We start from the raw sequence: 1,216 nt of genomic DNA, 5'->3' as shown, positions 1-1,216 counted from the left end.
TCCGCCGCGAACGGAGCGATCTTCGCCTCGGCCAGCGAACGCACCGCCTCACGGAGCATCCCGTGCTCCTCGGAGATCCGGAAGAGATCGAAGTCCTGGCTCATGATCGCCACTCCTGTTTCACGACGGTACTCAGTACCCTTCATTATGCATGCGCGCGGCAAAAAGGGAACTCAGTGCCTTCCCTTCGCGGTACTGAGTTCCCTATCCTTTTCGTGCCGAACTTCTGCCGAACTTCTGCCGAACGAGCCGGTCCGAGCGCAGGGAGATGACAGCGTGATCCACTCAGCCATCGATGCCGACACCCGCAGCACGACGCTGTACTTCCAGCGCTGCACGTGGTGCAACAACCCGACCTTCCAGCGGCTGCTCTGCCCCACCTGCGGATCCACCGACCTCAGGCTGGAGCCCAGCGAGGGCACCGGCGTGGTGCGGCGCTGCGCGGTCGAACAGGCCCGGACGCCGCTGGTCCGTCAGAAGTCCCTGATCCGCATGGCGGAGGGCTTCGACGTCTGGTGCATCGTGGACGGGATGCGCAGCACCGTGCCGGTCGGCACCCGGGTGCGGCTGCTCCCCTCCCCCGACTCCGACCAGCCGGAACTGCGGCTGCTGCCGATGGAGCCGCCACCACCGGTGCAGGACACCGAGCCGCGCCCGCTGCCGCCCGCCCAGGGCGGCTTCACCCAGCACCTCGCCACCCAGCACCTCGCGGCCTTCGTCGCGGAGTGATCCGCCGGGGGACCGTGCGGCGGGCGGGGCGGACGGCGCGCCCGGGGCGCTGCCGGAGAACGACGGAGAACGACGGAGGGCGTGGCACCGAGTGGCACGCGGGGCCCCGGCCCCCGCTGTCGTCCGGGGATCAGGCCTTGCGGGCCTTCACCTCGGCGGTGAGCTGCGGCAGCACCTCGAAGAGGTCGCCGACCACGCCGTAGTCGGCGAGCTCGAAGATCGGGGCCTCGGAGTCCTTGTTGACGGCCACGATGGTCTTCGAGGTCTGCATGCCGGCCCGGTGCTGGATCGCGCCGGAGATGCCGTTGGCCACGTACAGCTGCGGGGAGACCTGCTTGCCGGTCTGGCCGACCTGGCTGCTGTGCGGGTACCAGCCGGCGTCCACGGCGGCACGCGAGGCGCCGACGGCCGCGCCCAGCGCGTCCGCGAGCTCCTCGACCACGCCGAAGCCCTCGGCGGCACCGACGCCGCGGCCGCCGGAGACCAC

General features: G+C 70.6%; 2 protein-coding genes. One reads left to right on the top strand and one right to left on the bottom strand.

Going from position 1 to position 1,216, the window contains the following annotated elements; translation table 11 throughout:
* Nucleotides 1-276 precede the first annotated feature (276 nt).
* Complete coding sequence (locus ACFVHV_RS43815; RefSeq protein WP_359915655.1) at nucleotides 277-729, top strand: hypothetical protein; 453 nt, start codon at nucleotides 277-279, stop codon at nucleotides 727-729.
* A gap of 130 nt (nucleotides 730-859) precedes the next feature.
* Here the strand turns inward: ACFVHV_RS43815 and ACFVHV_RS43810 are convergent.
* The coding region (locus ACFVHV_RS43810; protein WP_380359495.1) for an electron transfer flavoprotein subunit alpha/FixB family protein at nucleotides 860-1,216 on the bottom strand (357 nt) is incomplete at its 5' end.

Source organism: Kitasatospora sp. NPDC127116, assembly GCF_042677365.1.
Lineage (GTDB): Bacteria > Actinomycetota > Actinomycetes > Streptomycetales > Streptomycetaceae > Kitasatospora > Kitasatospora lactacystinica.
This window is presented reverse-complemented; position numbering and strand designations above follow the sequence as displayed.